Origin of the sequence: uncultured Cyclobacterium sp. (assembly GCF_963977555.1) — a bacterium.
Taxonomy (GTDB): Bacteria; Bacteroidota; Bacteroidia; order Cytophagales; family Cyclobacteriaceae; genus Cyclobacterium.
In genome coordinates this window covers 1-26162 of the sequence record NZ_CAXBPD010000013.1, presented here as the reverse complement: position 1 = coordinate 26162, position 26162 = coordinate 1, and the positions used below count along the sequence as shown (strand labels likewise).

Below are 26162 nucleotides of genomic sequence, written 5' to 3'. Positions count from 1 at the left end.
TTAAGTATATTATTGGGGTGAGGTAAGATTTCCGGCCGCAAGTAATGTTTACTAGCGGCCGGGAAAATCAACTACAAATTATCCATTTTCGTTTAATTGAGCTTGAACCTTATAGGCAAGCGCATTTTTACATTTACATTTTCTCCATCTTGTTGTCCAGGTATCCAATCGGGGGAGTTTCTAACTACCCTAAGCGCCTCCTCATCCAAGCCAGCACCAATTCCTCTTAAAATAGATACATTCACTATCTTCCCTTCATCTGTAACCGTGAAAATTAGGTAGACGGTACCTTCCACTTTTGCATCTCTGGCAGCTTGCGGATATTTCAGGTTTGCACTCAGGTAATTGTTCCAGCCTTCCATGCCGCCTAGGGGAGAAGGCATGTCTTCCACTACGTCGAAAACACTTTCTTTCATTATCATCTCAGTAATTACAATTTCTTCACCATCCTGAGTGTCCATTTGTGGCATGTCCTCATTTGGTGTACAAGAAATCAATACAAACAAGCAGGCGAATAGTGGTAGCGCCAGAGCATATATGCCTCGGGCCATCCATTTTGATTTGGGTTGTGTCATCATTGTTAGTCTTTTTTTAATTTGAAATTGATTGAAATTATGCACGAGTAAGCTTGAGTGATTTGGTTTTGCAAGGTTAAGTAAAAGCCTAGCGTATTCTTCCAGTGGATAGGTCTCTGTCATTTTCTCATCTACCTGGTATTCATGAAGTACCTCCAAGGCTTGTTCATACATCCGATAAATAGGATAAAACCAAAAGATTATTTTAACGAATTGTATCAGTAATTTGTCCAAGCTATGTCTGTAATCAGCATGTGTGGTTTCATGTGCTATAATCCAATCTACCTTTTGCTGCAACTGAAGAGCACCTTCCGGTAAGAAAATTAAATGGAAAAAAGAAGAGGGTTCAAAAGAAGAATGCTCCAGAATGGTATAGCTTCCGCTGTGAAATACTTTGGCTTTTCGTGTTTTTAGTAATAAGGATACAATGCCTACTATAAATCTACTCAAAGTAAAGAGCAGGCCAGTTAGGTATACTCCTAAAAGCAAATTTGACAATGAAATTGGGGAAGTGGCACTTGGCCCTTGATTGGTCGCGTTCATTTCAAACTGCGGCAGTTGCACAACAAAGGATTCGTTTCCTAAATTTAGACTGCTTATACCCGTTAAGCTTAATGCAGGAAATATTAGTGCAACAATTAGTGAGCAAAGTAGAAATGCCCTGTTCCAAGCAAAAAAAGTGTTTTGCTCAAGGAAAACTTTGTAAAATAACCACAGTAGTGTCAGGCATATGGCTCCCTCCCACAAGTAATTTATAAGATTTGTCATGATGATTTCTTTTTAAAGTTCTCGACCATTTTTTCCAAGTCCTGAATATCTTTTTCTGATAGTTTATCCTCTTTCACCATAAAAGACAACACATTTTTGGCAGAACCTTCGAAGTAATTTTTAACCAATAGATTAAAGCTGCTATGTTGATAGGCCTTTTTATTTATCAGTGGATAATACTCATGTGTATTGCCATAGGTCTTATGATCCAAGTACCCTTTGTTCTCCAGCTGTTTAATTACCGAAGCGAGTGTAGTGTAGGGTGGTTTCGGCTCAGGAAATTGATTTAGAACATCTCTTACTAGTGCTTTTTCTAGTTCCCAAATGATCTGCATCACCTGCTCTTCATTATTTGTTAGTGCTTCCATGCGTTAAATGTAATAAATATAAATTAGTTTACCTACGAATAAATCGTAAAACTACGAAAAGTACGTAAAATAGGCCTTTATCCTGTCTACAACTGTTTATTTTGTTTTAAATCGAAATAAGCAGTAGGCAGTCTATTACCTGATGATCCGCAGTGTTGGACAATATCAGTTATTTTGCAACTGTTTCAATTCCACCACCGCGATGCTATGCTAAAATCTCCAAAGAGCCTGATATTGCCATTATAATACTGTTCGTAAACAAAGTACAGGCAATATCCTGGCTATTGTCATGGCGGAGAAATCCTGTTACCTGATCCGGATTTAAAAGACAGGTTATGGAGAAAAATTTCTCGACTTAGATTTCAATATTGCTATCACCGTCTTTTTCCAAAGGGGTTGGCGATTGTCAATAGTTTAAAAAGAGAATAGTATTAAGTGGACTGGGCGCACAAAGACTTACGGCATAATTATTATCCATCAAGAAGCTTTTAAGGTACCAATTCTTCTTATTTGACAGTGAAGGGAATTCAAATTCCTGAAATGCATTCATGCAGGTAAATTGGTTAAGCTCATCAACCATGCCATTGCCAGTAGCTTTTAAGAATGCTTCTTTTCGGGTCCAAAATTTGAAAAATTCAGCAGTTGGATCATCTGATGTTCTTATTACCTTGATTTCATTCTCATGAAAGCATTGTGCCATAAGTGGATCAGTAATAAAATCACCTGTTATGTTTTCAAGATCAACCCCTAATTCTTCTGAACCGAAAGCTATCAGGACCCAATCTCCTGAATGGCTGATATTGAAATAAAGCTTATGTACTGGAGAAATATAGGGCTTGCCGTTTGCTCCTTTATTTAAGGAAACTTGAGCGACGTCTATATCTAGGTAGCGCGAAATTAAATCCTTGACACAAGCATGCCCTAAAATAAAGCGAATCCTATCCTTTTCTTGCAAGTAATTAGCGGCCCTCTTACGTTCCTCATAAGAAAGTAGTTTTTCCAATTTGGACAATTTTTGATAGGCTATGCGTAGGTCTATCCGCCACAAATGGACTTCCTGTCTCTGTAGGTTTTGGAAAGTGTTTTCTCCCCAAAGTGCTGGGGCGATATGTTCACAATTTATGGAGGTCAAACTCATTTATTATTGTCATTGATTAAACCCTGAGGCCATAATAGGGTGGATAGTACTATTTTTAGAGGTATAACACCCTCAAGTAGAATAGTATATTTTTATACGAGTAAAGTACATTTCAAGTCCTTAATATAAAAATATATAAATCGCACGGCGTAATTTTGATGGTTATTCTTGTCGTGGATTTTCAAGAATCCTTGTAAACTTTGGAAATCCTTTGACTTTTCTTCTTTTGCTTATAATTCGAACCTCTCTTGAGCACTATTAATTATCCTTTTCAAAAAATTGGTTTGAGAGCTATTTTTATTTTCTGCCAATTTTTTAAAATGGTAATGTAATAATAAGCTGAAAATTGAATTTGAGTTCTATATTTTTGTTGTTGAAAGTAATTATTTGGTAATTAAATATTAATTTTTTATTATTATACTCTAAATAAGCACAAATTCTATTTTTTTCGATGAATAACAGCAACCTAGCCCATCCTACTTTTAACTTAGAGGGTAAGCAATTTTTAATCGTGGATGATGATCCCATAGTAAGAATGGTGATGAATTCCATGTTTAAAAAATGGCAAAATACTACAATTGAGATGGTAAATGATGGATCTCAGGCTTTAGAGAAATTACAGAAGTCCTATTTTGACCTTATCATCCTTGACCTACATATGCCCGTTTTAAATGGTTACCAAACGGCAAAAGCTATCCGTGAAGGGGTTTGCGGTGATTTTAATAGGAACATACCTATCATAGCCGTAACAGCGGACCTCTCTGATATAGGAAAAACACAGACAGAATTTATGGACAATGTGTTGATAAAGCCTTTCGACAACGAATCCCTCCATACGGCAATACATGGATGTTTGTTTTCTGAAATGCGTATGAGTATGGATGCGAGTTAAGTTAAAGCATTGGTGTGTTTTCGTAGGGATTTTCATGGTATTTGGCATCGAAACAATTTAAATGGTCTTGCTTTTAGATGAGCTTGGTTATCTTTGGTATTCATTGTCTATCAGACCAAACCCTTGAATGTTCATGTTAATAGTTCGTTTCGGCTATGCTTTAATTTTACTTGTGTTATTACATGCTTGTAATAGTGGAGATCTTCAAAATCGAAAGGAAGAGAAAACTTCACCCACAGCAAATACACAAAAAGAGGTACTTCAGAATCCGCTTGATAAACCTGCAAATGTACTTGCCAGAACTTATTGTACGGGATGCCATCTGTATCCAGAACCCCAGCTCTTGGACAAAACTACTTGGGAGACGGTTTTACCTAGGATGGGACATTATTTTGGCATCTATGGAGATACGACCAGAGCAGGACTTATAGAAGGTGGAAGGGCTGGAGAAATAGTAGAGCGTGGGAATGTCTTTCCAAACCAGCCTACTATAGACACACTGATTTTTAATAAAATAAGGGCCTTTTACCTTGAGGAGTCGCCAAAGCAACTTGCTGATGCTCCAATTAAGGAAATAAAAGATGGACTAAAGTATTTCAAGCTTCATAAACCTGCTAGTAAAACCAAGAATCCGATGCACCTTATGGTTAAAATAATTGGCCGGGATCAATGGTATATCAGCGATGTTGGAAGGTCCTCTTTTACAATCATGGACAACGAATTTAAAGTTCAAAAAACTGCATCTAGTCCTGAAGGTACGGTATGGGTTCATCAGGGGAATGAGCATACCTTTGCCTTGGTTATAGGAACTTTTAATCCAACAGATATGGACCTCGGTTTTGTCATGCGCTTGCCCAGTGTTGCAGGTGAGCCAACAAAAATAATTGCAAAGAACTTACAAAGACCAGTGCACATGGATATGGGAGACCTTGATTCGGATGGCTTGGAGGACATGGTGATTGCTGAGTATGGAAAAAATACAGGAAGTCTTGCTTGGTGGAAGCAAGATCCCTCAGGCAATTTTCAGAAATTCATGTTGAGAAATAAACCTGGCGCAACCAAAGCATATATCCGAGACTTAAATAACAATGGTAAAAAGGATATTATTGCACTTTTTGGTCAAGGAGATGAGGGAATATTTATATACCACAATCAAGGGAATGGAAAATTCGCAGAGGAACCACTCCTAAGGTTTCCTCCATCTTATGGTTCCAGTTATTTTGAATTATTTGATTTTAACAGTGACGGGAAGGCCGATATTATCTATACTGCTGGGGACAATGCGGATTATGACCCGATAGCCAAGCCTTATCATGGAATCAGAATTTTTCTCAACGATGGTACCAATCATTTTAAAGAATCCTTCTTTTATCCACTTAATGGGGCTTACAAGGCAGTGGCCTCTGATTTTGATAAAGATGGAGACATAGACCTAGCGGCAATTAGTTTTTTTCCGGATTATGAAAAAAGTCCAGAAGAGAGTTTTATTTTTCTGGAAAACAAAGGAGAAATGAATTTTGAAGCCCAAACTTTCCCTGAGAGCTCAGATGGTAGGTGGATGGCAATGGATGTTGGGGACATCGACGGTGATGGAGACCAGGATATACTATTAGGTTCCATGATCTTCGGGACGGACCATAGCAGATACTTTGAAAAATGGTCAGCTGGGACACTGCCTTTTATGTGGCTTGAGAATACCAGTAATAAAAAGGATTAATCGCATACAAGTTGGATACAGCTTATATTTCATCTGGTCCAACACTTCACCCGACCAATTGGAAAACACAACTCCTCTATAATACTCCTAACAAGTAAAATGTACATCAAAATCAGCATTGGCTTTCTGTGCTTATGCGCATGATTATTGTGGTTTTTATTGAGCGGAAAAGTTTGCCTATTATTATTTCTTGTCGGCTTTATAGGCATCTTCATAAGGGGACCATATTTCGTAAATAGGATCTCCTTTTGAGCTTAAACCCGTATGATGCCATTTCCCATCGACAACTTTGTAGTCAAATTCCAGGTTGGCACCAACTCGACTATCGTCCTTGGAAAAGAAAGTAATTTTTTCTGTATATTTTCCATCTTTAGCTTCATACTCGCCACCGCCTGTGCCACTAAATTCTTTTATTTCGGAATTGAAAGCAATCCATTGAAACCTGCCACCACTTAAAATTTTCACTGTTCTTCTAGCCCCTGGTGTCATTTCCGATATTTTCTCGCCTCTCTTTCTTCCTGTTATTACCCAATTTCTCGTGAGGTCATCACTTTCTGTAGACACCCTCTCCCATATTTCTATGAGGTCTTCCCCCTTTATTTTGGTAGAAATGACCAGCCGATCATTGGCAAAATCCAATGTAAATCGATTGGTTGTTCCAATTTGTTCCGGGTCAAGTGTTAAAAAATCAAGGTGCTCATCATAGACATTTCCCTCAAGATTGTATTGACCTCCTCCAGCATAAAGGAATTTATCCCCTTTCAATTCTTTTGCCCCAAAGGAAAAATAACCATCCTGGTAGATTTTTATAAATTCTTTGTCGGTAATCGCTTCGCCATTTTGGTGGGTCAATGTCCATGCACCTTCCAATTCCTGGGACATAACCGCAGTAGTAATGGTAAAGCAGATAATAAAAAGGATCGATTTCATAACTCAGGCTTTATTGTTAGACATAAATTTAATTATTTATTGATACAATATCACAAGGCTTGAATATATTTCCCATCCATGAATATATTTTTCGGCTAAACCATTAATCGAATTTTGAATTTTAAGTGTTTTAAAATTAGAAAACCCTTGGTTAAAATGAAATAGGGGTTTGGATAATTAATAGGTTCTGTTTTTTGAATTCTTGATGAGGCTAACTTAGGTTTTAGAAAATTCTTATTCGTAACAGCAGCAAGTAATTCTGGCTGAATTTTTGGTGCATATAATTGATGTTTAATTTATTAGAATGCAAAAAACGCTATTAGCCTTTATTCTCACGATTTTTTCATTTGTTGGTCAACAACAAATGGCTATTGCCCAAAGCTATGGAACCAGTGGCGGAACAAGAATGGCCAACAACGATCAAGGTCGAATGTTCGGCCTAACAGTGCAGCAACGAATTCAAAAAGGCTTGACCATAGAGGGCATTCTTCAATCTGATTTTAGCTACAATACGACTGCTCACGTCCTTTTGGAACGACATCGGCCTTTATTGACCAAAAGGCTAAATTATTACTATGGGGCTGGAGTTTCAATGGGTATTGAAGAAAGTCGTCAAAAAGTTCCTGAAAGCATGCAGATCATACAGACTTATGGGAATGGAACCTTTGGTGTAGACTTTATCGGTGGGGTGGAACTTACTTTGCTGGGAATAAATTTCTCCTTAGATTACAAACCAAATATAAATATCGTTGGTAGGCAGCCTTGGTACAGTGGGCAAGTTGGCATTTCTGCAAGGTCTGTTCTCGTAAAGGGTAAAAAACAGAATAGGAAAAAAAGACAAAGGACCAGACAAAAAAGACGCGCCAAACAGGACGGGTTTTTCCATAATTTAATCGATTCTATAAAAAACAAATAGCCATGAAAAAGCCGATAGTTGCATTTTTTACGATTGTTTTACTGCTTCCAATTCAACTCCTTTTGGCACAATCCCCTGTGAAAATAGCTGTGGTAGGTTTAACGCATTCCCATGTTAACTGGATACTTGGTAGGGAGGACGTTGGTGATGTTGAAATCGTGGGAATAGTAGAACCAAATAAAACTTTGGCCAAGCGACTGATGGGCAATCATAATTTGAATGAGGAGCTACTTTACCCCGATATGGAGTCCCTTTTTGCGGCGGTAAAGCCGGAAGCGGTTACTGCATTTGGTTCCATCTATGAACATTTGGAAGTGGTGGAGGCCTGTGCCCCACGTGGGATTCATGTGATGGTAGAAAAACCCTTGGCGGTGAGTAAGGAACATGCCAATAAAATGGCCGATCTGGCCAGGAAGCATAAAATTCATTTGTTGACAAATTATGAAACTACCTGGTATGCGAGTAATCACGAGTTGAGAAAACGTTTGAAAGAGAAGGCAATAGGCCCGGTGAGAAGGGTAATAGTCAATGATGGTCATGAAGGTCCTATGGAAATAGGCGTAAACCAGGAATTTTTAGATTGGTTAACTGACCCGGTGCAGAATGGCGGAGGAGCGGTAATTGATTTCGGTTGTTATGGAGCCAATCTCATGACTTGGCTTATGGATGGAGAAAAACCTATTTCTGTAACTGCTGAGTTGAAACAAATTAAACCCGATGTATACCCAAAAGTGGATGACGAAGCCACAATATTACTTGAGTATCCGAGTGCTCAGGGGGTAATTCAAGCCTCATGGAATTGGCCTTTTAGCCGAAAAGACATGGAAGTGTATGGCAAAACAGGATACATGGTGGCCAAAAACAGTACCCTATTACTAAGCAGAACGGAAGGACAAAAGCAAGAGAAATCTGAAAACCTGGCTAAAAGAGGCAATCCTTACAACGATCCTTTTGCTTATCTGGCAGCAGTCGTGAAGGGAGAAATACAAGTAGCAGCTGAAGATTTATCTTCCTTGGAAAATAACATGGTGGTTGTGGAGATTCTTGATGCTGCCAGGGAAAGTGCCAATAAAGGAGAAAGAGTTTACCTAAAGTAAGCTGTAGTCAATTTAGTTTTTTTGCCTTTTGGAGGTACCTTAGGCGGTAAGCTAAGATGGCATTCTTGCCGAGCGATTTACTAAGTTTGAAATTGGCTACTGCGCCTATTCCTGCTCCTATAATAGGAATCATTTGCGCCAATTTTGCCAAATCCATATAATCTCGATATTCCAATTGGAATTTCCTCCAATCAAAATCATCCAGGTTGTCAGGTAGCGTACTGGAATATTTGTCCCAGTTTTCTATTATATCAATGGTTTCATTTCTTGTTTTCTGCGTAGAGAAGGTGAGTTTAAAAATATGCAACATAAATAACCGCTCCTTAAAATCTTTGGTGTCATGCCCAAAGGCGGCAGAAATATCGAAAACCATCTTCATCTTTATCGCCAGGAAGGCCGGTAGGTCTGCGAACCCCATCAAAATGCCTCCAGCGCCGGTAACGGCGCCTTCTACAGAGGCTGTCCGGGTATAAATTTTTATGCTTTTTCTCGCTTTAAATTCTTTGACCCTTAGCTGGTGAGCGATGGAAGGTTTAGGTGCAATAAATTTGTTACCCAGAAGCACCCCTCTGACCATTTTCTCTATGGCATAGGTCACTGCCTGATGAATTTTATCCGGTATGATTTTATTAATGGAACGCTGTGTGCCACTGGTCATTCGATTGATTATCGAAGGGCTTTTTTGGTTTTTTTCTAGCCAAGCCTTTAGCTCCTTCTGGGCCAAGGATTCGTATTGTTGGTCTATGTATTCTTTATTCATCGACATGTTTTATTTCCCGTCTTTCTTTAAGTAATCGTCCGAAAATTTCCCGTCATTTTTAGGCTGATCAAATCTTTCTTTATTGAATGATTTTGATCCTCCTTTGGGAATGCTAAGGCTTTCCCAAGAACCCAGGTGTAGCATTTTTGATAGGTAGATCAATTGACCGACATGGGTGGAATAATGGGTAAGTTGGCGGCTAATAGCTTCTATCAAACTATGTGATTGGTTTCTGATATAAACCTTTTTGTCAAAATCCGTTTCATCGCAGTTCTCCAATGCTTGAAAAAGAGCCCTCCATCCAATTTCCCAAGCGTGCATCATTTCCGCCTTGGTTTTAAAGTCATTATTAAATTCCGCATCTCTATCTCTCCAAGGCTTTTCCCCATCAGAACTTAGAAATTCAGTCCACCTGGAAAGCATATTTCCAGACATATGTTTGACAATCATGGCGGCACTGTTACTGTCCTCGTTGAATTGCCAAAATAGCTTGTCTTCAGGGATTTGTTGCAGTGCTTTCTCTCCTATTGTTTTATAATAGGTGAAGAGATGCAGGCTACTTTCGAGAAATACTTGTGGATGGCTTTTCATAACAACTGTATTAACGAAATCAGTTGGCTTTGGTTAATTTCTGGACATCAAAGGGGTGTTTTATCATGGATAGGACTAGCGTATAATCCGACCTAGCGCTTTATAGCGAGACATTAATTTGTGTTAATGCTTGCAAAATATACTTAATGCTGGGTGAGCCTCAAACGAAAAAAGACAGCCATTAAGGCTGTCTTTTGAATGTACATTTGATTAAAATTAAATGTCAAAGGCTTTTTTAATGGCTGAGACTTGATCCAATTTTTCCCAGGTAAATAATTCTACATCCAGGGTAATGGACGCTTTATCAGGGGCGATAAACGTTTTAGTAACAACCTCATTTTCCCTACCCATATGACCGTACGCCGCAGTCTCTTCGTAGATTGGATTTCTCAGTTTAAGTCTATTTTCAATGGCAAAAGGTCGCATATCAAATAGGCGCTCAATTTTACGGGCAATTTCTCCGTCAGATAGAGAAACATTTGCCGTACCATAGGTATTGACATATAAGCCCATTGGTTTGGCAACACCGATGGCATAGGATACTTGTACCAATATCTCATCAGCAATGCCTGCTGCTACCATGTTTTTGGCAATGTGCCTGGTGGCATAGGCTGCAGACCTATCCACTTTTGAGGGATCTTTACCTGAGAAAGCACCGCCGCCGTGTGCACCTTTTCCACCATAGGTATCTACGATTATTTTTCGGCCTGTTAACCCGGTATCTCCATGAGGACCACCAATTACAAATTTACCTGTTGGATTGATATGGTAATTGATGTCTTCAGTGAAGAGTTTTTGTATGGCTTCTGGTAGTTGGGCTTTCACCCTGGGGATAAGAATTGCAACAATGTCTTTTTGAATTTTTTCCAGCATTGGTTTTTCTTCACCAAATTCATCATGCTGGGTGGATACAACTATGGTATCTATTCTTTCAGGAGTATTGTCATCACTGTATTGGATGGTTACCTGAGCTTTAGAATCAGGACGAAGGTATTTGATCTCATTGCTTTCTCTTCGCAATGCTGCCAGCTCTTTTAATAACCTGTGGGATAAATCGAGGCCTAGGGGGATATAGTTGCTGGTTTCTTTAGTAGCGTAGCCAAACATCATTCCTTGGTCTCCCGCTCCCTGCTCTTCCGGATCAACTCGGTCTACTCCCTGGTTTATGTCCGGAGATTGCTCATGGATAGCAGAAAGAACACCGCATGAGCTACCGTCAAACATGTACTCACTTTTGGTATAACCAACCCTATTGATAACATCTCGTGCAATTTTTTGAACATCCAAATAGGTTGAAGAATTGACCTCACCAGCAAGGATAACCTGACCAGTTGTAACCAAGGTTTCACAAGCCACTTTAGCATTGGGGTCAAAGGCCAAAAAATTATCAATAATTGCATCTGATATTTGATCAGATATTTTATCTGGGTGACCTTCGGAAACAGACTCCGAGGTGAATAAATAGGACATACACTGCTTTTTTTGATTAAAGTTTAAATTTACATCTAATGGTGAAAATTAAAAACTATATTTTCAAAACGCAGCACTTTTTAAGTGTAGTACTTTTTAAATACTCTTGGAGCAAAAAAGGAAAGACCCAATGAAAGGTACATAATTCCTGCAAGGAATTGCACCCAAATAAAAACATGCCCTACACCATAATCGCCTATTGAAGGATAATAGTAAGTTAAAATAAAAAATATGTAGCGCTCTCCATAGGAGAACAATATGAGGGTAGCCATCCAAAAATAAGGCAATGATAGCAGGTTAACATCTCTAAATTTACTTTGCTTCAATATGTCTTTAAAAAAAGTAACACTGTAAGACAATACCAAGGCATGCCCAATAAGATAGGTATAGGATTGTAGTTTTAAATTAATAGGTTGGACATATAGACTGATTAAAACACCAACGAAAATAAATGCAATCGTTGTAGGAAGTACTGTTTTTTGAAGTTGGCAACTAAAAGGTAACTGGCTGAACAGGAGTAGCATGGCTGTAGGCCTGATGTAAACATACAACAGGTTGAATAAAAAAGAGTTTCCTCTGATACTCGCTTCTGAATTCGTCCATATAAATACAGAAAGCAATTCTGTAAATATAATAAGTATAACTAGAAAATTAATTTTCCTATATTCTTTAGGATTGAAACCCAACATTAAGTACAATGTTGCAAACAAAATCCCAAGTAAGAGTGCGATGGAATAGAATGACAATTGCATATGGTTACATTATAAAGATGCAAGTTATCACATACTAAAAATTTAGACAATACCGTGTTCAGGGTATTTTATTTGCATTTTTAGTTCCAAATGGCAGGTAGATAGCCAATTGTCTTCGTAAATCTTATCAAAATTGATCAAATCTGCGCATTTTCCCGAAATTGTTAAACTTTTTGTGAAAGACCTAAAACAAATTTGATACCATCTCTTTTTCCAATGGAGCTACAATGCAAAAGAGCCATCCTTTTTGGGGATGGCTCTTATTATTAAATTAAAATATGATTTATTAGTTTATGCAGCGGTCTCCGAGTTTTCACTGTCAATCTCTCTTTTCATTAAATCAACTACTACTGGAGTTGCGATATAAATGGAAGAGTAAGTACCTACTAATACACCAATCAACAAGGCGAAAGAAAAGCCTCTTAACACTTCTCCACCAAATATCAGTAATACCAACACTACGATTAGGGTAGTAGCTGAGGTAATAAGTGTTCTGGCCATTGTTTGATTGATTGCATCATTGAACATCTGGACCATTTTACTTGTCCCTCTGTTGGCAATGTTTTCTCTGATCCTGTCAAATACAATTACGGTATCATTTATGGAATAACCAATCACCGTCAACATAGCAGCAATGAATACCTGGTCAATTTCAAAGGTAGCACCAAAAGCACTTGCGATAGCGAAAGCAGCAATTACAAAGAATGTATCATGTACCAAGGCAATGATAGACGCAAGTGAGAATTGCCATTTTCTAAATCTCAATAAGATATAAAGGAAGATGGCGACTAGGGAGAAGAACATGGCCTCCAAAGACGAGTTCTTAATGTCATCTGCAACAGTTGCACCTACTTTATTTGATCCTGTAATGGAGAAGTCTCCCCCCGAAAGTTTGGTAGCATCATCCAGGTAACTAAATCCTGTGACAGCAGCGATACCATTTCTAACTTTGTCTTCAACTTCCCTGTTCGCTTCGTCATTGTCCTCATTTACTAAATATGAGGTTGTAACTTTCAGAACATTATTAGCACCGTAAGTTTTTACTTCAACCGCGCCATCAAATTCACTGTCAAGTCCTACTTTTAATTCTGAAGCTGGCACTGACTCACTGAATTCAACTATGTAATAGCGTCCTCCTGTAAAGTCAACGCCAAACTTGATACCAGACGTTAAAGCCAATATCATACCGACTACGATAATACCTGTAGAGATCAGGTAGGCTACTTTACGCTTGCCTAAGAAGTCAATATTAAGGTCGCTGAATAAGTTTTTAGCAAACGGTGTTGCGAAGGAAATGTTGCTTTTATCACCCTTTTTACTCATCCAGTAAACAATCACTCTAGTGATAAATACAGAAGAGAAGAAAGAAGAAGCAATACCAATCATAAGAACGATAGCAAAACCTTTAACTGGACCTTGACCCAATGCATACAAGATTGCTCCTGTTAGGAAGGTTGTCACGTTTGAATCGAGAATAGCACTAAAAGCCTTGTCATAACCACTGCTAATTGCCTGTAGTATGCCTGCGCCATTTTTAAGCTCTTCTTTTATCCTTTCAAATATCAGTACGTTTGCATCTATTGACATACCTATTGTAAGCACGATACCGGCAATACCTGGTAAAGTAAGTGCAGCACCCAACTGGGCAAGAATACCTAAAATAAAGAAGATATTGAAAAGCAATGCAGCAATTGCCACAAAACCACCTTTAGAGTAGTAAGCGACCATAAACAATACTACTAAAACCAAACCAGCAATCATGGAATTGATTCCTTGATTTCTAGCTTCAACACCCAAAGTAGGACCTACTATGGCTTCCTCTACGATATTAGTAGGAGCAGGAAGCGTACCTGATTTCAATATATTGGCCAAATCTTTGGCTTCCTCCATTGAAAAATTTCCTGTGATTTCAGATTGCCCGGAAGGAATTTCTCCTTGTACTGTAGGGGCAGTGTATACATAATTATCCAAGACTACCGCAATCCTTCTGCCTATGTTTTCGGAAGTTAATTTTCTCCAATTTCTAGCACCTTCTGCATTCATTTGCATGCTTACAGCTGGTCTTGAGGCTTGATCCAATGATTGTCTGGCATCCGTAATCACATCACCTTCTAAAGGCGCTTGATCCGTTCCTCTTGGGGCTTTAATTGCATGTAATTCCAATAATTCCATTCCGTCCTGAACCTGAGGTTTCACAGACCACATGAATTTAACATCTCTTGGTAACAATGCTTTCACATCATCTCTTTTCATTACCCTGTTGATGGCAATGGTATCTCTCAATTCATAAACCAATCCATAATTCGCTTTAAGCAAAGCAAAGAGAGGTGAAGCTTCTGTTCCTAAAGAATCTGCATCTGTAGCACCTTCAGCAAGTTGTCTTTCAAGGTCACTTTCTAATCCTGTAGTATCTGAAGCGGCTGGGGTATCAGTGGAGGAAGTTGCTGCCTTTTGGCTTCTTGCTTCTTCTACAAGGAAAGCATTGATTTGCTGTAAGGCATCACCATACTCATCCATTTCTGCTACTTGCCAGAATTGCAACTTGGCAACACCCTGAAGAAGGTTTCTTACCCTTTCAGCATTGTCTACACCTGGAAGTTCAATTTGAATTCTTCCGGTATTTTGAATTCTTTGAATGTTTGGCTGAGAAGTACCAAAACGGTCAATTCTTGTTCTTAGAATATTGAAAGACCTGTCAATCGCATTTTCAACTTCACTGTCAATGATATTTAGGATTTCAGTATCAGAGGTTTCCAAAGAAATTCTTCCTCTATTTGCCGCTGTAGCGAAAATAGTGTTCAATGACTTGTCACCAGCTTTTTCCTGCCAAGCCTGGTAAAAGATGTTCACGAATTTATCATTTACCGTTTTGGCGCGCTCTCTGGCAACGTCAACAGCCTCGTTGAAGACTTGATCCTTGCTGCCTCCAGCAAGGCCTTTTACAATTTCCACTGGTGAAACTTCCAGTGTTACATGCATACCTCCTTGAAGGTCTAGTCCTAATCCAAGCTCAGTATTTTTAACTTCTTGATAAGTAAATGGTAGACCCAAGAAATTGTAAACAGGTTCTCTCCAGATAGAATCCAAATAGGTTTGTCTTTTGTCAAAATCGACATTGCCCGATTGGTCAGTTGCATAGGTAGTGGCTTTCTCGTGCACATTGTTGGAAACCAATGTGAAAGATAAATAGTACAGGCATAAGGCTGTAATGACCACCGTAAAAAAGACGATTATCCCTTTATTTTTCATGTTCGTAAATTAGATATTAAATGTTGTTTCAGATTTTTTAAAGCATTTTCCATTTGAATCCAAGATTCATTGTTGGCAGTAAATGAAAAATTTAAAGATGGGTATTACTCAGGGTGCATTCACAGAAATAATCTGCTCAAAAAGAATTTTGAATAATTGATTGTATTCAAGATCAGTTCCTAATAAAAAATTAGTTTGTGGCCGGTCGGCAATAATAATTTCATAAATGAAGTGGTATGCAAAATTAAGGGCATACATAACAAATGGTACTACTGCATCTATACCTGAGTGAATAAAAGTGCGGGTATCGTCAGATTCTCCGTCTTCACTGTCAGATGAAATATCCAATTGTACCTCTAAAGCGTTTTCTTTGGAATCAAGGCTTAGTACTATCTCCGAACTGGAAACAAATACGCAAAAAAGCATTACTATCAGTAATGTAAGCCTTTGGCGCATTAATCCTTTATTTTTCCTGTTCAGTTTCATGGGTTGCAAATATAAAAAAGTTTTTTCAATTAAGGCATGGCTGTCCTTTTTAATTTTGTTTGTCAAACCAGCTGTAATTCAGTCTTTTATGATTTTTTATTCCGGCTAGGTCAGAAATTAGGACAGCAAATAGTAATAAAGGAGGAACAAATCAGGAGGAATAAATTGCGTTAGCTGCCTATTTTGGCGCGTAAAAAAGTTTTGATTACCTCTAGTGCTCTTTTAAAATCGCTGTTATTAGGTACGATCAGGTCTGCATCATGTTTAAAGGGTGCAATGTACTTTTCGTAAGTAGGCATTACATGCCTTTCATACCGGTAAAGTACGTCGTCAAGATCATAACCGCGCTCGACTTTGTCTCTTACAATTCTTCTTTTCAGTTTGATGTGTTCCTTGGCATCTATATAAACCTTTAAGTCCAGTAGATTAGCGAGCTCAGGGTAATACAAAACAAAAATACCTTCAACAACGACCACAGGGGCGGGAGTGAAAGTCAACATTTTTGGCTTTTTGTTGGGGTTGTTAAAGGTGTACTCCTGCCGTGTGATCGTTTGACCGTCCTGAATCTTCCGGATATCCTCGGCATATTGTTCAAAGTCTATGGAATCTGGCTTGTCAAAGTTATGTATGCCACGCTCATCCATAGGCTGCTGATGCCTCGGTTTATAGTAGTTGTCCTGAGAGATCAAACATACCTGTCCCGGCTCAAAAGAATGTAAAAGCTTGTCTAAAAAGTGTGTTTTACCTGATGCACTTCCACCAGTAATTCCTATGATAAATGGTTTGGTCATAAATTGAGAATTTCAGAATTCAATTGTTACGAAGATTTTTCTTTTAAAAACGTAGCCAATAACCTTACCGCTTTACCTCTATGGCTGATGGTGTTTTTTTCTTCCAGGGATAACTCGGCAAATGTTTTGTCAAACCCCAGTGGTTTAAATATAGGATCATAACCAAATCCACCTTCTCCAGACCTGGCAGTGATTAGTTCTCCTTCAGCTTTGCCTTCAAATGCCCACTCCTCGTCTCCAATAATCAAAGCAATAATGGTTCTGAAAGCAGCTTTTCGATCTTTTTTCTCAGCCATGTTTCTTAAAAGTAGGTCAACATTCCGGTCATCACTTCTTGGTTCTCCAGCGTACCTACCAGAATATACACCAGGAGCACCGTCTAAAGCGGCTACTTCCAATCCAGTATCATCGGCAAAACAATCTACATCATAATGCGTTTTGACGTAACGGGCTTTTTGAAAAGCATTGTCCTCTAGCTTGTCACCGGTTTCAGGTAATTCTTCCCTACATCCGATTTCCTCAAGGGAGACAATTTCGAATTCTTTGCCCAAAACAGCCCTTACCTCTTTCAGTTTCTTCGAATTATTCGTAGCAAAACAGATTTTCATAATGCGAAATTACCTTAGCTTTTTCAAAAAACTTCGCTAAAGGCTACTTTTTTGAATGAAAAGAAATTTTTCAGTTCTAATTTCTCATATAGGACCGTTTTTATTGTTACCAATAGCCCGTAAAATTTACAGGGTTTGTTTATTTCTTTATAGCTTTGAATCTTAAATGAAAGAGAAAACAACAAAATCTTGTATTATAAATTGCTTCTAGAATGTACGGTAATATCATAGATTTCTATTTTTTAAGGTTGGCTATTATTAACTAGGCTTGAGGTATCAAAACACTATTATATTATGTTTCCATTAAAAAACATCACTGTCTATTGCGGATCCAATACTGGAATACTTCCAGAATATACGAGTCAAGCCAAAGTTTTGGCCAAAGAAATGGTTAAGAGAAAGTTAGGGCTGGTTTATGGCGCAGGGAAAGTAGGGCTTATGGGCGTGATTGCCGATGAGATGCTAACTTCTAAAAGCCCTGTTTATGGGATAATTCCTCAAAAACTAGTGGACATAGAGGTAGCACATCAAGGCTGCACAGATTTAATTGTAGTAGAAACGATGCGGGACAGGAAGTGGCTCATGGCCGAAAAAGGAGATGGTTTTATAGCCATGCCTGGTGGAATAGGTACCTTGGAGGAGCTGTTTGAGATCATGACACTGAATCAGTTGATGTACATTCAGAAACCCTTGGCCCTTTACAATGTATCCGGCTATTATGACAAGTTATTGGATTTTTTAACCCATGTCGGTGAGCAGGGCTTTTTGAAGCCCAATCAATTGAGTAATTTAATTGTTGCTGCTGACCCTGTGGAATTACTGGATAAAATGGAAGCTTTTGAACCCACTGGTATTCCTGATTGGCTTAGAAATAAAAAACAACGGTAAGGTGACCTGGTGATTTTGTCAGTATTGGTGTAATGGAAAGGCAGGGATATCGTCCTTAAAAAAATGCTGAACTAAAACGGGTCTTTATTAAGATGATTGACTATTTCCCATAGTCTTCATTCTTGCCGGACTGTAGTCAACCAAGACTGGCGAGGCAAATGCTTATGCCTTGGGAGCGACTCAAGTCAGGCGTTCTCCGCAGGCTTAAGGCCTGCGGTGTCCCCCGTTACATTGATTGTAAATTTATTTTACGAAAGAAACCCCGTGGTTTTCGCAAATTTGGGCTACTTTCTCAAAATCAGGCGGGCCAGATGGCAAATTCGCCAATTCTCTAAACATCACTTCAATACCGGCAGGAAAGGCACTAGTAATCATTTTTGCTTTTTTGGTGCCGACTACTGTCCAGGAATGAGCTATGTTTTTTGGAGCAAAGGCGGTATCTCCAGCCTCTAAAATGGTGGTATTCCCTCCGACCATTATTTCGATTTCTCCTTGGATGACTCTGAAAATTTCATCTTCTCTGCTGTGAATATGTGGAGGTATGCCTACTCCAGGTTCCACATCATCTACCCATTCTACAATCTGGTTATCAGTTTCACTTCCAACCAATTTATGAGTTTGTATATCCCCCAAAACATTTAAGGTTTCTCCTTTATTGTTTTTTATGATTTTGGGATTTAATTGGGCCAAAGTAGTTTCTTTTTCAAAAACTTCCATACAACTGGCAAAATAGGGAGTTATAGCTGCTCCTATCCCTAAGCAGGATGTTTGTACAAATTTTTTCCTGTTCATATCATTAGATTTTTAGTGAAGATTCGTTGTTAAAAAATCGCAGACAAAATTGCCATCAAGCACTGCAAAAGAGATGAAATCACCTTGATTGGATTTGTTAATAAACGCTTTGCCAAAAACAGTATCTTCTATTTTAATACTGTTAATATGGTAGGGTGCGCCAGCAGCCACCTCGAAGCCATTGTTTTGAAGAAGCGTTTGTTCTGCACCGCCGAAGTTGCTTGTTGCTCCTTTAACGCTGGTGTTTTTCATAGTTCTCTTGTTTGGTAGCAAAAATACAAGAGGTCTTGGCTATGAAAAATGTGAAAAAGTCGGTAAAACCTTAGAATATGAGAAGGATTAATTCTTTCTCACTTGGGAAGGGGTTGATTTGGTGTGCTTTTTTAAAAAGTAGCTGAAATAGTCTGGAGAAGAAAAGCCAAGCTGAAAGGCGATTTCTTTTATGGTCTTATCTATAAATTTTAATTCATGCCGAGCAGTCATGATAAGTTTTTCATCAATCAGGCTTTTGGCATTTGTTCCTAATACTTCTTTTACGCATTCGTTTAGGTATTTATCTGAAATACAAAGTAGCTCTGCATACGAAGAAACCTCATGGAATTCTGAAATTTTTTTGTCAATAATTTTTTTGAATTTATACACCAATACAGCCTTTTGACTATTTTCGGAAATGTAGGTTTTGATGTTGCATTTGCCGTCACAATACACGAAAAACGTATTCAGAAGTGATAGTATCGCGTCTTCTTTATGTGCCAAGTTAGTGCTGGTAAGTTCATCGAGCATTTCGAGAATCGATTGCACCCTTTTTTCAATGCCTGGAGAAAGATTTATTTTAGGGATTTCATCAATGGACTTAAAAAGTCGAACTTGAGTTATATGAAGGTTTTTAAAAGCGGGGTAGTCCAAAACAAACTTGGGCAAAGAAAGCAGGTATCCCGAGCTGCTGCTGGTTTCATTTTTATAAATTTTCCAATCGAAGTCTGGGGTTAGAAAGAATACAGAATTTGAAACGTTTCTGTATTTCGCTTTATTTATTTCGATATGACTAACACCGTTTTGAATCCAGCATAAGGTATAATATTCTTTTTCGCATTGTCCCGAAGTAACTTTATTCAGTATAGGGGATATTTTTATCGTCTGTGGTCCCATTCTTATATGCTAACTAGGGTTCGTTAAACTGAACTGAGGTTTTCTAAGAAACTCCCTTTTCTTCCCGCGCAATCTTTGTTTGGAGCAATAATGATCAGATCTATCAGTTCAGCGCACAATGCGCTTTTCCAATGTGTGTGACCTACTAGGGCATCTGCCATCGAATATACCAAATTATTTCAGCCGTTGAAAACCTGTGCCTAGGCATTTTCCGAGTTTTATTAGTATCCTTGATGTGCTGGAGTTCTTGGTATTTTTCAAAAACTCCAGACATTAAGCTTTTGCGTAGTTTGTTCGGCGATTGGAGAAACCAGAGTGTTATCGATATCTTATCTCCGACCTACTGTAGCAACTTTTGTTGAAGGCCATAATAAACGAGCCAAACGGCCTGTGTTGTCAGATGATTTTTTTCAACCATTATTATCAATCTGTTCTGCTCTTAGAACAATACGTTTGTATTGCTTTTAGAAATTATGCTTTTCTAACCATTTTAAAATCAATAGATTGGTTTCTTCCGGAAGTTCTTGTTGAATACAATGACCGCAATCCAAACTAGCCACTTCCACATTAGGTACGAATTCTGGTAATCTTTCAAACTTTGGAATCACATCACGATTCCCATAGATCATTAGTGTGTCTTGTTGAATGATAGGGTCTACATTCTTCAGGAAGTGCCAGTTTCTATCAAGATTTCTGTACCAGTTGATACTTCCTGAAAACCCTGATTTTTCGAAAGAGGAAATGAAAACAGCTAATTCGCTCTTGCTCATTAGGGGTTCACCAAGTGGTTTTTCTGCCTTTGCAAGATTAATCATTAGCATTCCTGGTTCTGGTAGTGTAGGAGCCATGTTTTTTTGGAATATATTACTAAGAAATCGAGATGTGTTTTCTTCCAAAATAGTGTCTGCGACACCGGGCTGTTGATTGAAGTGAACAAAATAGAAGTCTTCACCAAATACTTCCCTCATGGACTCAATCCAAGGTTTTGCTCCCCTTTCTTGATAAGGAAGCGCCAGGTTGATTATTTTATTAACCCGCTTAGGATGCAATTGAGCCAATCTCCATACCACATTTGCTCCCCAATCATGCCCGATAAAGGTAGCATTTTCGTATTCATAGTGATCCAAAAGTCCTACGAGGTCTCCTGTTAAATGTTCAATGTCATAGTCAGTTACTTCAGTTGGACAAGATGAGTTTCCATAACCCCTTTGATTAGGAACGATAACATGGTAACCAGCAGCCACCAGGACAGGTACCTGATGACGCCAGGAGTAGGCGTGTTCTGGAAAGCCGTGACAGAGTACGATAGGTTTTCCTGCATTTTGCAGACCTGCTTCAAAGACTTCGAGTTCTATACCATTGACTGAAATCATTTTAGATTTTGGAAATTGGGCTGGATTAAACCCATTGTTAATTACGTTTATCATTCTTTTGGTTTTTAATTTTAATAGAATGCAAACCTAAAAGTGACGGGTGACAACCCTTTGTCAAGGGTTAAAAAGAATTAATGGTATTTGTCAAAATATTCTTGTAAAGTCATGTTATGGGGTTCAAATTGTTCTGATAGAATTTCCATTTTTTGAATTCTGTCTGGACGAAAAAACCGAAATGCATTGCGCAAACGGCACCATGCAACCAAATACCAATTTTCGGAATTCAATATGGCAAATGGCTCAATTAATCTACTCGTTACAGCATTTTCCTTATTGGTGTATTCAATTTTTACAAGGTTATAATTGGTAAGTGCATTTTGCAAATCTGAAAGATTGTTACTGTTTCTTTCTTGAGCTATGACCTGGTTATATTGAGTTCTGTCTGCAAGTAAATTTGCTTTGTCTTTATCACCATATCTTAAAATTGATTTTATTTTATCAATGGCTTCCGAATAATCCTTTACAAAAGAAGAATCATTGCTTTTGAGAACTAATTGTTCTGCAAGTATTAAGGCATTTGCTTGTTTATCGGTGAACATTACCGGCGGTATTTTATAGCCTTCCATTAGCGTGTATCCTTTTCCTTCTTCTGTCAAAATAGGAATACCTGCTTTTTCTAATGCTTTCACATCCCGATAAATGGTCCTTTTGCTAACTTGAAATTTATGGGATAAATCAGTAGCAGTGATCACCCTCTTAGTCTGGAATTGGACTAGGATTGCCGTTAGCCGTGACAATCTATTTAATTCAGAATTTACCACCCTTGAATGTTATTAATGGATTACAATAGTTAGCAATTTAGACGTGTATTTTATATGAAGTCTGGTGCAGCTGTGTACCATGTACGGGTACCTGTTATCGAAGATACCAAATTATTCCATACGTGACACCCTAAATTTAGGTGGTTTCACCAGCCCTTTCATTAGCGCCTGAATTTGATCCTAGGCTAGAAAAAGTCAGAATAGGAAGTTTTAGTAAGGGCTATTTGTGAGGAAAGTTTTGGGAATCCATCGGTAGGGGAGTCTCATTTTGTTTTTTTACCCAAGGCATTGGAATAAATTTTAGGGTGGGGAAATTTGGAAAAATAGGAAAGACAGGATACCCGATTTTAGGAATGGTACCTTCTATCCACCTGGGTTCGATTTATATACTTTCTTGCTTGTTCATTAAATTTAGATTTTAATCAGAATCTTAATGTAAATTGCTTTCTAAAATCAGATCGTTTAGACTGGTTCTATTAGCTTATGTATAAAAAACGACACCAAGCTTGGGCCTGAATTGAAAAACACGGCCGGGTTGACAGGGACTCAAGGTTTGCGTAGCTGTCTATTTGTATTACTATCCTGCATTTTTTTCTATGCTTGCAAGCAGGACGATGAAATGAAAATTTCTTCCATTCCTATGGGAGAATTTGATCCGCAGGAAAGCACCTTTATCTGCTGGACACCCCAATTCCAAGAGATAACGCTCAAGCTTATTCGAGAAATCGCCAAAGTCGATCATGTCACGCTATTCTACAACCAAAGCAATCACCAGCCTGAAAATCTAGAAAAATTTTTTAAGCAAGCAGCCATTAATTTAGAAAATGTCACAATGGCTCCCTTTAAATTGGAAAAGGACAATATCTGGATCAGGGATTATGGTCCAATACTCATGCAGGACGAGGAAGGTCAGCAGGAAATGGTTAATTTTCAATATCACCATGAAGAAAACCAGGAATACAACCTCTTCAATGAGCAGTATGCAACAAAAATGAGAATCCCTTTTATGAGGAGCAAGTTGTACAGTGCCGGAGGAGGTCGAGAGATCAATGGCAGGGGAACTATTATTTTGATAGAAGGACATGAAAAATACATTAATCCAGGCCTTAGTTTAGAAGAAATTGAAAGCGAATACAAAAAACAGTTAAATCAAAAAAACGTCATCTGGCTGAAAAAGGGTATTCCGCAAGATGATCTGTTTGACCATGGACCAGTGATCGACAATATTTATGGCAATGGCGTTCATTGGCATGTGGATGAATTCTGCCGCTTTGCTGATGCCCAAACCATATTGCTGGCTCAGGTAGATCCAGCAGCGCTTTCTTTGGATCCATTCTATCAGGTGGTGCATGACAGGTTAGAAGAAAGCTATCAAATCCTGAAAAATGCTAGGGACCAGGAGGGTAAGCCTTTTAAGATCATCAGGGTACCGCAGGCACCTATTATATTTGATCAAGGCAATTATAACGGGCAGCCAATCTTTTATACGCCAGTTACCAGCTATTTAAACTTTGTCTTGACAAATAATTTGGTGGTGATACCAGCCTATTACAATCCGGGTGATCCTGATTTTATCCGGCAAAAAGATGAAGAGGCTAGAAAAGCTTTTCAGGAAGTTTTTAAAAGCAGAAAAGTGGTGATGCTCAATGCCACCGAACTAAATTACAGTGGTGGTGGGCTGCACTGTATCACCATGCACAAGCCCAAAGTGAAAAAGCCATCCAAGCTCAGGCTTAAAATCAATAATGCCCTTAAAAGATTGAAAGGATAAAGCGAGACCCAGAAATACTTAAAATCATATCTTCATTTCCAAACACCGTAGCATTCGGGTATAGGTCTCCTTGTTCTACAATTATAGGCAACGGCCATTGTTCAAGGACATTGCCATCATGGATAACTTTTTCAGTGATAGATTACGTGTTTTGATTAAACCAAATTACAGATACTTGTCCATTAAGTACAGCTATTAATGAAATGTCATCCTAAAATGTAAAGGGATCAAATCAATCCTGACCGCTATACCAGAGTGTCGAAATAAAATTTATTTAATAATTACCGTTCTCTAGTCAAGATTGATAATCTGGGGTGAGCTCAGTGCAATGCTGTTAAATTTAGCTTTATGGTTATATATGAAGAACAGAATTGTCAATGTACTTTCAAATAATAAAGGCTTTAGTAAGTTTTACTGCTATTGCTAATTAAGTTTTCGACGTTATCACCTTCGATTTGCTGAACTCCCATTCTGTGAAAACCCACCCTGCGACTGGCCATTCCTTCTTTGGCAAAATAGGATATCTCCATAGGCATCCTACTTGACCAGCTTGGAAAGAATATCCTGTTGGATGCTAAGTTGTAGTCTTACTACAATGTCTTTTTCTTACTTTTAGGTATACGCAGCTGGGAGGGTAATTTGCATCTTTGATATATAAATATTTCCCACATGCCCTCACTGAAATAATTGCTTACAAGCAAATTCAATTAAATTGGCAAGGATTTCCATTACATCTATGTATTGCTTTTATTTTAATCTGCGCACCATCATTCCAAATTTAAAATTTCTCTTTTTTTAAGGGGCCTATTCCGTTTCTTATTTCAATGGAGTCCCCCTCAAGGCCTCTCCATTTGTTGTTAAAACCTGGAAATGATGCACCCTGTTCTCTCCTTCGTACTTCCATACCATTTCTTTTTCAGGGGTTAACTCAAAAAGTTTGATCCCCTCTTTCGCGCCATAGCTCGCAATCACCGTATTTCCATTGGGTAATCGTTGGGCACCACAAGGATCTTGAAAAGGGCTCCCTTCAAAATCTTCATTGCTTACTTTCCAAACTACTTTTCCGGCAGCGTCCACCTCAACAGTTTTATTCCCATTCGTCAAATTGATCAGGGTATTACCGTTATCAAGACGAATTGCTGTAAATGGCCAATTTTTAGCTTCTCGCCCACCTAATTCGGGTAAATCTGTACGAAAAGTCTGTAATACCTCACCTGAAGGGCTGTATTCTTTAACTGCAAAAGCCAATAAATGAGGGACAAGATAGTTTCCATTGGCTAATTTTCGAGCCATACGGGTTTGCATGTGTGCATTGTCGGTCTCAGGTTGCAGAGGAACGGCTACAGCTACCTCTCCCGCTTGATTTACCTCCAATATTCGAGGCTTATCTCCTAATTCTGTAATGAGGGTATTGCCATTGTCCAGGCGAACAGCTGTACCCAATTCTTTGTTTACCGCTGACTTATCATATCGAAATACGATCTTTTTATCCTTGTCAAACTCAAGTACTTCATCAGACCAGCAAATCAATACATGTCCATTGTCCAAAACATAGCCATCTCTCGCCGCTGTACGTTCAGCATCCCAAAGGACTTCTCCTGCCTCCCCCAAAATTCCCGTAAAATCTGGGCCTGCGATAAAAAAGGAATGGGTGATTTCTGGCGCAATTGCTTGTTTTGCAGATACGGTCGAATTGTTTTTTGGAGAACTACAGGCAGAAACAAGTATGCCTGATAGCAGAAGGAGGTAGCTGTATAGTTTCATTTTTTTTGGATTATGATACTCAAAAATAGGCCCATTAGCAAGGTAAGCCATTGGATAGAGAAAACCAGAACTACTTAGCGCTTTTAATTCAGCGGATTTTTCTAAGTTTGAGATATTAATATCACCTGTATCTAAAATAGATGATTAGCAAATGATAAAGCCATAGCTTAATGGTACAGGTAGGTCCAAAAGGTAAATCAGCCTCAAACTCCCTCCAAAACCCTTTACCTAATGAATAATGGCTACTAAAACAAAGAACCCTAGGCCAAAGAACAACTTAAAATCAGTAACTTTTTCATTCTCCCAACGCTAAAAAAGTAAAAGGAGAAAACCATTCCCCATAGTAATCCTAATTCCCAAGGCACTTAAGTGGACCCCGAGAATGGTCCCTGAGCCTGTGGTCCCTGAGCGGAGTCGAAGGGTCGAAGGGCGCGAAGGGTAGCCGTCAGAATGCTTAGTTATTGGGCTTTCGTGTTATTTTTCTACGCTTAGTTTT

Annotated in this window: 25 protein-coding genes; 6 read left to right on the top strand and 19 right to left on the bottom strand. The window is 38.6% G+C overall.

What is annotated here, in order from left to right; translation table 11 throughout:
• Positions 1-92: 92 nt before the first annotated feature.
• From AAC073_RS15995 to AAC073_RS15985, 3 genes are all read right to left on the bottom strand, one after another.
• Entirely contained in the window at positions 93-1343 is a 1251-nt protein-coding gene (locus AAC073_RS15995) for a M56 family metallopeptidase (RefSeq protein ID WP_339924797.1), read from the bottom strand.
• Entirely contained in the window at positions 1340-1711 is a 372-nt protein-coding gene (locus tag AAC073_RS15990; protein ID WP_339924796.1) for a BlaI/MecI/CopY family transcriptional regulator, read from the bottom strand. The genes AAC073_RS15995 and AAC073_RS15990 overlap by 4 nt, the downstream gene beginning before the upstream one ends.
• Before the next feature lie 406 nt (positions 1712-2117).
• Positions 2118-2849 carry a 4'-phosphopantetheinyl transferase superfamily protein gene (locus AAC073_RS15985; RefSeq protein ID WP_339924795.1) on the bottom strand — a complete coding sequence of 244 codons (732 nt, stop codon included), beginning with the start codon at positions 2847-2849 and terminating at the stop codon, positions 2118-2120.
• Between the two features lie 451 nt (positions 2850-3300).
• On the opposite strand from AAC073_RS15985, the gene AAC073_RS15980 reads away from it, so the two are divergent.
• Together AAC073_RS15980 and AAC073_RS15975 are read left to right on the top strand one after the other, a co-directional pair.
• Positions 3301-3741 carry a response regulator gene (locus tag AAC073_RS15980; RefSeq protein ID WP_339924794.1) on the top strand — a complete coding sequence of 147 codons (441 nt, stop codon included), beginning with the start codon at positions 3301-3303 and terminating at the stop codon, positions 3739-3741.
• Positions 3742-3874: 133 nt separating this feature from the next.
• A complete protein-coding gene (locus tag AAC073_RS15975) occupies positions 3875-5458 on the top strand; it encodes a VCBS repeat-containing protein (protein ID WP_339924793.1) in 1584 nt (527 codons plus the stop codon).
• A 183-nt stretch (positions 5459-5641) separates the two neighbouring features.
• Here the strand turns inward: AAC073_RS15975 and AAC073_RS15970 are convergent, their stop codons facing one another.
• Positions 5642-6388 carry a hypothetical protein gene (locus AAC073_RS15970; protein ID WP_339924792.1) on the bottom strand — a complete coding sequence of 249 codons (747 nt, stop codon included), beginning with the start codon at positions 6386-6388 and terminating at the stop codon, positions 5642-5644.
• Positions 6389-6692: 304 nt separating this feature from the next.
• Between AAC073_RS15970 and AAC073_RS15965 the strand changes: the two genes are divergently transcribed.
• Together AAC073_RS15965 and AAC073_RS15960 are read left to right on the top strand one after the other, a co-directional pair.
• Positions 6693-7304 carry a hypothetical protein gene (locus AAC073_RS15965; RefSeq protein WP_339924791.1) on the top strand — a complete coding sequence of 204 codons (612 nt, stop codon included), beginning with the start codon at positions 6693-6695 and terminating at the stop codon, positions 7302-7304.
• Between the two features lie 2 nt (positions 7305-7306).
• Complete coding sequence (locus AAC073_RS15960) at positions 7307-8401, top strand: Gfo/Idh/MocA family oxidoreductase (RefSeq protein ID WP_339924790.1); 1095 nt, start codon at positions 7307-7309, stop codon at positions 8399-8401.
• A gap of 7 nt (positions 8402-8408) precedes the next feature.
• Here the strand turns inward: AAC073_RS15960 and AAC073_RS15955 are convergent, their stop codons facing one another.
• The 8 genes from AAC073_RS15955 to AAC073_RS15920 all read right to left on the bottom strand — a co-directional run bounded on the left by AAC073_RS15955 (position 8409) and on the right by AAC073_RS15920 (position 17108).
• Complete coding sequence (locus AAC073_RS15955) at positions 8409-9167, bottom strand: EcsC family protein (RefSeq protein ID WP_339924789.1); 759 nt, start codon at positions 9165-9167, stop codon at positions 8409-8411.
• A gap of 3 nt (positions 9168-9170) precedes the next feature.
• Positions 9171-9752: a DUF1572 family protein gene (locus AAC073_RS15950; RefSeq protein WP_339924788.1), complete on the bottom strand. Its 582-nt coding sequence runs from the start codon at positions 9750-9752 to the stop codon at positions 9171-9173.
• Positions 9753-9968: 216 nt separating this feature from the next.
• On the bottom strand, positions 9969-11222 hold the full coding sequence (gene metK / locus AAC073_RS15945) for a methionine adenosyltransferase (RefSeq protein WP_339924787.1): 1254 nt from the start codon (positions 11220-11222) through the stop codon (positions 9969-9971).
• Between the two features lie 80 nt (positions 11223-11302).
• Positions 11303-11974 carry a hypothetical protein gene (locus AAC073_RS15940; RefSeq protein ID WP_339924786.1) on the bottom strand — a complete coding sequence of 224 codons (672 nt, stop codon included), beginning with the start codon at positions 11972-11974 and terminating at the stop codon, positions 11303-11305.
• A 291-nt stretch (positions 11975-12265) separates the two neighbouring features.
• Positions 12266-15223, bottom strand: a complete 2958-nt coding sequence (gene secDF / locus AAC073_RS15935; RefSeq protein ID WP_339924785.1) for a protein translocase subunit SecDF — start codon at positions 15221-15223, stop codon at positions 12266-12268.
• Positions 15224-15331: 108 nt separating this feature from the next.
• Positions 15332-15709, bottom strand: coding sequence for a hypothetical protein (locus AAC073_RS15930; RefSeq protein WP_339924784.1), 378 nt, complete (start codon positions 15707-15709; stop codon positions 15332-15334).
• 170 nt (positions 15710-15879) lie between these two features.
• The gene (gene udk, locus AAC073_RS15925) at positions 15880-16500 is read right to left on the bottom strand and encodes a uridine kinase (protein WP_339924783.1); all 621 of its coding nucleotides are present in this window, start codon (positions 16498-16500) and stop codon (positions 15880-15882) included.
• A 26-nt stretch (positions 16501-16526) separates the two neighbouring features.
• Positions 16527-17108: a non-canonical purine NTP diphosphatase gene (locus AAC073_RS15920; RefSeq protein WP_339924782.1), complete on the bottom strand. Its 582-nt coding sequence runs from the start codon at positions 17106-17108 to the stop codon at positions 16527-16529.
• A gap of 294 nt (positions 17109-17402) precedes the next feature.
• Between AAC073_RS15920 and AAC073_RS15915 the strand changes: the two genes are divergently transcribed.
• On the top strand, positions 17403-17996 hold the full coding sequence (locus AAC073_RS15915) for a TIGR00730 family Rossman fold protein (RefSeq protein WP_339924781.1): 594 nt from the start codon (positions 17403-17405) through the stop codon (positions 17994-17996).
• Positions 17997-18239: 243 nt separating this feature from the next.
• On the opposite strand, the gene AAC073_RS15910 is transcribed toward AAC073_RS15915, so the two are convergent.
• From AAC073_RS15910 to AAC073_RS15890, 5 genes are all read right to left on the bottom strand, one after another.
• A complete protein-coding gene (locus AAC073_RS15910) occupies positions 18240-18788 on the bottom strand; it encodes a cupin domain-containing protein (protein WP_339924780.1) in 549 nt (182 codons plus the stop codon).
• A gap of 12 nt (positions 18789-18800) precedes the next feature.
• Positions 18801-19040, bottom strand: coding sequence for a hypothetical protein (locus AAC073_RS15905; RefSeq protein ID WP_339924779.1), 240 nt, complete (start codon positions 19038-19040; stop codon positions 18801-18803).
• Positions 19041-19127: 87 nt separating this feature from the next.
• Positions 19128-19937, bottom strand: coding sequence for a helix-turn-helix domain-containing protein (locus tag AAC073_RS15900; protein ID WP_339924778.1), 810 nt, complete (start codon positions 19935-19937; stop codon positions 19128-19130).
• Positions 19938-20401: 464 nt separating this feature from the next.
• Entirely contained in the window at positions 20402-21364 is a 963-nt protein-coding gene (locus tag AAC073_RS15895; protein WP_339924777.1) for an alpha/beta hydrolase, read from the bottom strand.
• A 77-nt stretch (positions 21365-21441) separates the two neighbouring features.
• The gene (locus AAC073_RS15890; RefSeq protein ID WP_339924776.1) at positions 21442-22131 is read right to left on the bottom strand and encodes a YafY family protein; all 690 of its coding nucleotides are present in this window, start codon (positions 22129-22131) and stop codon (positions 21442-21444) included.
• A 619-nt stretch (positions 22132-22750) separates the two neighbouring features.
• Between AAC073_RS15890 and AAC073_RS15885 the strand changes: the two genes are divergently transcribed.
• On the top strand, positions 22751-23902 hold the full coding sequence (locus tag AAC073_RS15885; RefSeq protein ID WP_339924775.1) for an agmatine deiminase family protein: 1152 nt from the start codon (positions 22751-22753) through the stop codon (positions 23900-23902).
• A gap of 401 nt (positions 23903-24303) precedes the next feature.
• Here the strand turns inward: AAC073_RS15885 and AAC073_RS15880 are convergent, their stop codons facing one another.
• Both AAC073_RS15880 and AAC073_RS15875 read right to left on the bottom strand, forming a co-directional pair.
• The gene (locus tag AAC073_RS15880; protein WP_339924774.1) at positions 24304-24432 is read right to left on the bottom strand and encodes a hypothetical protein; all 129 of its coding nucleotides are present in this window, start codon (positions 24430-24432) and stop codon (positions 24304-24306) included.
• 286 nt (positions 24433-24718) lie between these two features.
• Positions 24719-25666, bottom strand: coding sequence for a hypothetical protein (locus AAC073_RS15875; RefSeq protein ID WP_339924773.1), 948 nt, complete (start codon positions 25664-25666; stop codon positions 24719-24721).
• Positions 25667-26162 lie beyond the last annotated feature (496 nt).

What these genes read in the sequence shown, in the direction of transcription:
- AAC073_RS15995 (WP_339924797.1), bottom strand. Translation starts at nt 1,343, where the DNA reads ATGACAAATCTTATAAATTACTTGTGGGAGGGAGCCATATGCCTGACA.
- AAC073_RS15990 (WP_339924796.1), bottom strand. Translation starts at nt 1,711, where the DNA reads ATGGAAGCACTAACAAATAATGAAGAGCAGGTGATGCAGATCATTTGG.
- AAC073_RS15985 (WP_339924795.1), bottom strand. Translation starts at nt 2,849, where the DNA reads ATGAGTTTGACCTCCATAAATTGTGAACATATCGCCCCAGCACTTTGG.
- AAC073_RS15980 (WP_339924794.1), top strand. Translation starts at nt 3,301, where the DNA reads ATGAATAACAGCAACCTAGCCCATCCTACTTTTAACTTAGAGGGTAAG.
- AAC073_RS15975 (WP_339924793.1), top strand. Translation starts at nt 3,875, where the DNA reads ATGTTAATAGTTCGTTTCGGCTATGCTTTAATTTTACTTGTGTTATTA.
- AAC073_RS15970 (WP_339924792.1), bottom strand. Translation starts at nt 6,388, where the DNA reads ATGAAATCGATCCTTTTTATTATCTGCTTTACCATTACTACTGCGGTT.
- AAC073_RS15965 (WP_339924791.1), top strand. Translation starts at nt 6,693, where the DNA reads ATGCAAAAAACGCTATTAGCCTTTATTCTCACGATTTTTTCATTTGTT.
- AAC073_RS15960 (WP_339924790.1), top strand. Translation starts at nt 7,307, where the DNA reads ATGAAAAAGCCGATAGTTGCATTTTTTACGATTGTTTTACTGCTTCCA.
- AAC073_RS15955 (WP_339924789.1), bottom strand. Translation starts at nt 9,167, where the DNA reads ATGTCGATGAATAAAGAATACATAGACCAACAATACGAATCCTTGGCC.
- AAC073_RS15950 (WP_339924788.1), bottom strand. Translation starts at nt 9,752, where the DNA reads ATGAAAAGCCATCCACAAGTATTTCTCGAAAGTAGCCTGCATCTCTTC.
- metK (WP_339924787.1), bottom strand. Translation starts at nt 11,222, where the DNA reads ATGTCCTATTTATTCACCTCGGAGTCTGTTTCCGAAGGTCACCCAGAT.
- AAC073_RS15940 (WP_339924786.1), bottom strand. Translation starts at nt 11,974, where the DNA reads ATGCAATTGTCATTCTATTCCATCGCACTCTTACTTGGGATTTTGTTT.
- secDF (WP_339924785.1), bottom strand. Translation starts at nt 15,223, where the DNA reads ATGAAAAATAAAGGGATAATCGTCTTTTTTACGGTGGTCATTACAGCC.
- AAC073_RS15930 (WP_339924784.1), bottom strand. Translation starts at nt 15,709, where the DNA reads ATGAAACTGAACAGGAAAAATAAAGGATTAATGCGCCAAAGGCTTACA.
- udk (WP_339924783.1), bottom strand. Translation starts at nt 16,500, where the DNA reads ATGACCAAACCATTTATCATAGGAATTACTGGTGGAAGTGCATCAGGT.
- AAC073_RS15920 (WP_339924782.1), bottom strand. Translation starts at nt 17,108, where the DNA reads ATGAAAATCTGTTTTGCTACGAATAATTCGAAGAAACTGAAAGAGGTA.
- AAC073_RS15915 (WP_339924781.1), top strand. Translation starts at nt 17,403, where the DNA reads ATGTTTCCATTAAAAAACATCACTGTCTATTGCGGATCCAATACTGGA.
- AAC073_RS15910 (WP_339924780.1), bottom strand. Translation starts at nt 18,788, where the DNA reads ATGAACAGGAAAAAATTTGTACAAACATCCTGCTTAGGGATAGGAGCA.
- AAC073_RS15905 (WP_339924779.1), bottom strand. Translation starts at nt 19,040, where the DNA reads ATGAAAAACACCAGCGTTAAAGGAGCAACAAGCAACTTCGGCGGTGCA.
- AAC073_RS15900 (WP_339924778.1), bottom strand. Translation starts at nt 19,937, where the DNA reads ATGGGACCACAGACGATAAAAATATCCCCTATACTGAATAAAGTTACT.
- AAC073_RS15895 (WP_339924777.1), bottom strand. Translation starts at nt 21,364, where the DNA reads ATGATAAACGTAATTAACAATGGGTTTAATCCAGCCCAATTTCCAAAA.
- AAC073_RS15885 (WP_339924775.1), top strand. Translation starts at nt 22,751, where the DNA reads ATGAAAATTTCTTCCATTCCTATGGGAGAATTTGATCCGCAGGAAAGC.
- AAC073_RS15880 (WP_339924774.1), bottom strand. Translation starts at nt 24,432, where the DNA reads ATGGAGATATCCTATTTTGCCAAAGAAGGAATGGCCAGTCGCAGGGTG.
- AAC073_RS15875 (WP_339924773.1), bottom strand. Translation starts at nt 25,666, where the DNA reads ATGAAACTATACAGCTACCTCCTTCTGCTATCAGGCATACTTGTTTCT.